The sequence below is a fragment of the Methylophaga sp. UBA5088 genome (assembly GCF_002414625.1).
GTDB classification, from domain to species: Bacteria; Pseudomonadota; Gammaproteobacteria; order Nitrosococcales; family Methylophagaceae; genus Methylophaga; species Methylophaga marina.
This window is the reverse complement of record NZ_DIAC01000056.1, coordinates 1-3,970: the sequence shown is the minus strand read 5'-3', so window position 1 is coordinate 3,970 and position 3,970 is coordinate 1. Positions and strand designations below refer to the sequence as shown.

The following is a 3,970-nucleotide window of genomic DNA, read 5'->3' as shown; positions in this document are numbered from 1 at the left end:
CGCACAGGTCGTGGCCGATGTTGACTTTACAATGTCTGAACAAACACACGAAAGTTATAACCCGGACATGACAGCAGTGAGAAGTGAGCAGCTGCAAGAAGAAGAGCGTGTTGGTAATGGTGGACCGTTTGGCGTGCCCGGCGCACTCAGTAATCAACCTCCTGGTGGTGGTGTTGCACCTGAGCAAGCGCTTCCAGAAGAAGGTGCTGATGAAGCGGCCACTACGACAACAGCGCCCGGTTCAAGCAGAAAAAGCACGACACGTAATTTTGAGTTAGACCGCACTATCAGTCATACCCGAATGGCACCTGGTAATGTCAGAAAACTGAGTGTGGCCGTATTGGTTGACGAGAGAAGAACAGTGGATGCAGAAGGTAATGTTACTTCCGTACCATTGTCTGAATCAGAAATGACCCGTATCAATGCCTTAGTCATGGATGCCATTGGCTTTAGCAAAGCGCGAGGCGACAGTTTGAATGTGGTCAATGCCCCATTCATGGCACCTGAAACGGTTGAAGCCTTGCCTGAAAAACCAATCTGGGAAGAACCTTGGGTCTGGAATCTAGCCAAACAAGTGGGTGGTGCACTGGTTGTTCTGTTCCTTATCTTTGGTGTGATTCGTCCAGCATTCAGAGATATGACAAAAGTGCCCGTCACCGAGAGTGATAATGACAATTTATCACCAGAAGAAGTTTTAGCTAGAAGTAGCGCAAGCGGTGAAGAGATTGCTAAACTGACCACTGGTTCGGAAAAGATGGAAGAGCAACTATCTAATGTCCGAAGTTTAGTGCAGCAAGATCCTGCACTGGTGGCGCAAGTAGTCAAAAATTGGACGGCGGGTGATGCCTAATGGCAGAAGAACTCAGAAAACTGACAGGCACTGAAAAAGCGGCTGTTTTTTTACGCTCTATTGGTGAAGAGGAAGCGGCGGCTATCCTCAAGCATATGGGGCCGAAAGAGGTTCAAAAAGTCGGTCAGGCAATGGCGACCTTACAAAATGTCACCCGAGAGGAAGTGCAATCCGTTTTGAATAGTTTTGTTACCACGGTGGAGCAAGAAACCGGACTGGGTATCGGCTCACATGATTATGTCCGTAAAATGCTGGTGGGTGCTTTAGGTGAAGATCGTGCTGGCAGCCTATTGGACCGTATTCTATCAGGTAGTAATACCAACGGCCTGGAACAGCTTAAGTGGATGGATGCCAGAGGCATTTATGAAGTTATCCGACTTGAACATCCTCAGATTATCGCGATTGTTTGCTCATTTCTTGATGCCGATCAGGCAGCGGGGGTTTTGTCACAGTTCCCTGCTCGTGATCAAGCTAACATCATTCTACGGATAGCCACGCTTGATGGGGTACAACCCTCAGCCTTGACGGAGCTCAACGAAATTCTGGAAAAACAATTTAGTGGTGCGGCTGGTGCACAATCAACAATGGTGGGTGGTCTCAAAACGGCTGCCGATATTCTCAACTTTGTTGATGGCACATCTGAAGCCGCTATCATGGAAAAAATCAAAGAAAGTGAACCCGATCTTGGTCAAAATATCGAAGATCTTATGTTTGTCTTTGAAAACCTTATTGATGTCGATGATCGTGGTATGCAAACCTTGATGCGTGAAATTCAGACAGATCAGTTACAGCTTGCCTTGAAAGGCGCTGATGACGCATTAAAAGAGAAATTCCTGCGTAATATGTCACAACGTGCAGGCGAGATGATGCGTGATGATTTAGAGGCCATGGGGCCGGTTCGTTTGAGTGATGTTGAGGCTGCACAAAAAGCCATTCTTGCCACAGCACGAAGCTTGTCTGATAAAGGCGAAATTATGCTAGGCGGAGGTGCAGGTGATGACTTCGTCTGATGACACAGTTGTTACTAAACAAGCTGATGTCTTATCTGCCGATGAGATTGCTGATGCGATAAAACGTTGGGAGGCACCAAGAATGGTGTCGGTGACGGACGTTGAAGATAAGGATGCGCCCCAAGTACTCGATATCAAAGCTATTGAAGCGCTTCAGCAACAAGCGCAAGAAGAAGGTTATAAGGCGGGTTACGAAGAAGGACACCAGGCGGGTTTTGCAGACGGTCAGGAAGCTGGGCTGAAAGATATTCAGCTACAGGTTGAAAAGCTCCAGCAAATGCTCCAAACATTACAGCAACCCCTGACAGAACTCGATGAGCTTTTAGAAAAAGATCTGGTCAATCTAGCGATAACCATGACTCGCCAGTTGGTTCGTCGCGAACTTAAGCATCAACCCGAGCATGTTATCGGTGCTATGCGTGCGGCGTTGGAAGCTTTACCCATCAGTGACCGTCAACTCAAAATTTATGTTCATCCAGATGATCTTTTGATTATTCAGAAAGGCTTATCTCTTGAGCATGATTCAAACAAATACCAATGGATAGAAGATCCTTTATTAACCCGGGGTGGATTAAGACTGGAAACGTCTGACACTAGTGTGGATGCAACCGTTGAATCAAGATTGAATAGCATCATTAGTAAAGTCCTTGGCGATGAGAGAGACGCTGACAATGACTAATGCGGAACGCCAATCGCGACTACAAAATAAACTGATGCAATATCAGCAGCGATTGGATTCTGGTGACGAGCAGGATGTATTGATTGAGGGTCGATTGACCAGAATGGTGGGGTTAACATTGGAAGCGGTAGGCTTTCAGGTGCCTATTGGTAGTCGTTGTGAGATTATTGGCAAGGGACAAAAACCGATAGAAGCGGAAGTGGTCGGCTTTTCTGGCGAAACGACGTTTCTCATGCCGACAGGTGATATGCGTGGCTTGGTACCTAATGCGAAAGTCAGACCGGTCCGCAGTGATTCTCAAGTGCCTGTCGGCGAAGCGATGCTTGGCCGTGTTGTGGATGGCGCTGGTAAACCCTTAGATGGTAAAGGCCCACTTCGTGTTCAAGATAAGGTTCCCTTACACGGTGAACCGGTAAACCCACTAGCACGCTCTCCTGTTCGTCAGCATCTGGATGTGGGAGTCCAGAGCATTAATGCCTTGCTCAGCGTAGGCCGAGGCCAACGTATGGGCCTGTTCGCTGGCAGTGGTGTGGGTAAAAGTGTGTTGTTGGGCATGATGACACGATTCACTGAAGCCGATGTCATTGTGGTGGGTTTGATTGGGGAACGTGGTCGAGAAGTAAAAGAATTTATTGAAGATATTCTTGGTGAGGAAGGAATGTCACGGTCGGTTGTTGTTGCCTCACCTGCCGACCATTCGCCTTTGATGCGATTGCACGGTGCGATGTTGTCTACCAGTATTGCAGAATACTTTCGCGACCAGGGTAAGCAAGTATTATTGCTGATGGATTCGTTGACTCGCTTTGCCCAGGCACAGCGTGAAATTGCATTAGCGATTGGCGAACCTCCGGCAACTAAAGGTTATCCACCCTCCGTTTTTTCCTTATTACCGCAATTAGTGGAGCGTGCAGGGAATGGTCCACTTAATGGTGGGGCTATCACTGCTATTTATACGGTGTTAACCGAAGGTGACGATCAACAGGATCCGGTTGCAGACGCGGCTCGTGCAATTTTGGATGGTCATATAGTGTTATCAAGACAGCTGGCCGAGTCGGGCCATTATCCTGCGATTGATGTGGAAGCCTCGATTAGTCGGGTGATGCCAAATATAGTCAGTGAAGACCACCTGAAACAGGCCCAGCAGTTCAAACAGATTTATTCCACTTACCGACAAAATCAAGATCTTATCAGTGTAGGCGCTTATAGTAAGGGAAGTGATCCTGCTATTGATGAGTCGATAGCGATGTTCCCTGCTTTACTTCAGCTGTTACGACAGGGAATGAATGAAGCGGTGAACTGGGAGCAAAGTGATCAACGTCTGAAACAGGTGCTTGAGTTAAGAAAGCAATTACAGAATCAGCAGCAACAAAACGTATCACAAGCCCCAATGCTGATGGATGGAAATACCCGGCGTTTTTAATGTTCGTGCTT

4 protein-coding genes are annotated in these 3,970 nt (G+C 47.5%); all 4 read left to right on the top strand.

Annotated elements, in window-relative coordinates:
• On the top strand, positions 1-850 hold an 850-nt coding region (locus B4K20_RS07645; RefSeq protein WP_289282463.1), incomplete at its 5' end, for a flagellar M-ring protein FliF C-terminal domain-containing protein.
• Positions 850-1,860, top strand: a complete 1,011-nt coding sequence (gene fliG / locus B4K20_RS07640) for a flagellar motor switch protein FliG (RefSeq protein ID WP_289244642.1) — start codon at positions 850-852, stop codon at positions 1,858-1,860. The genes B4K20_RS07645 and fliG, both read left to right, overlap by 1 nt.
• A complete protein-coding gene (locus B4K20_RS07635) occupies positions 1,847-2,539 on the top strand; it encodes a flagellar assembly protein FliH (RefSeq protein WP_286305591.1) in 693 nt (230 codons plus the stop codon). The genes fliG and B4K20_RS07635 overlap by 14 nt, the downstream gene beginning before the upstream one ends.
• Positions 2,532-3,959 carry a flagellar protein export ATPase FliI gene (fliI, locus tag B4K20_RS07630; protein ID WP_286305590.1) on the top strand — a complete coding sequence of 476 codons (1,428 nt, stop codon included), beginning with the start codon at positions 2,532-2,534 and terminating at the stop codon, positions 3,957-3,959. Before B4K20_RS07635 ends, fliI begins: the two co-directional genes overlap by 8 nt.
• Positions 3,960-3,970 lie beyond the last annotated feature (11 nt).